This window comes from Campylobacter concisus UNSWCS (assembly GCF_000466685.1).
In the GTDB taxonomy this organism is placed as follows: domain Bacteria; phylum Campylobacterota; class Campylobacteria; order Campylobacterales; family Campylobacteraceae; genus Campylobacter_A; species Campylobacter_A concisus_A.
The window spans coordinates 1-298 of record NZ_ANNG01000161.1 but is presented as its reverse complement, the minus strand read 5'-3'; the positions used below and the strand labels follow the sequence as shown (position 1 = coordinate 298).

General features: G+C 39.3%; 1 pseudogene. It reads right to left on the bottom strand.

Annotated features, from left to right (window positions below):
• Nucleotides 1-298: pseudogene (locus UNSWCS_RS12265) on the bottom strand (phage tail protein); the annotation flags it as partial.

The window sequence follows — 298 nt, the reverse complement described above, 5'->3', positions numbered from 1 at the left end:
GATTAGATTAGGGTTATATCCGAAGCGTGATTTAGCTTTAGCAAACTCTGTAACGGCACTTTTGCACTCCGTGATCTCATCGTTTATGTCTTCATCGTCATCTTTTGTAAATACACTTAAAATTATTTGAGTATTTACGGCCTGATCTTCAATACCTTTTAAAGCCCTATAAATAGAGCCTTTTTTAAAAGCTTGGCTCGCATCCTTTTTAGCTTTGTATTTTGCCTCTAACGCCTCAAGCGCCTTTGCCGTCGTCATGAAAAAATGCAGGCCGTTTTCTAGCACCTCTTCATACCCT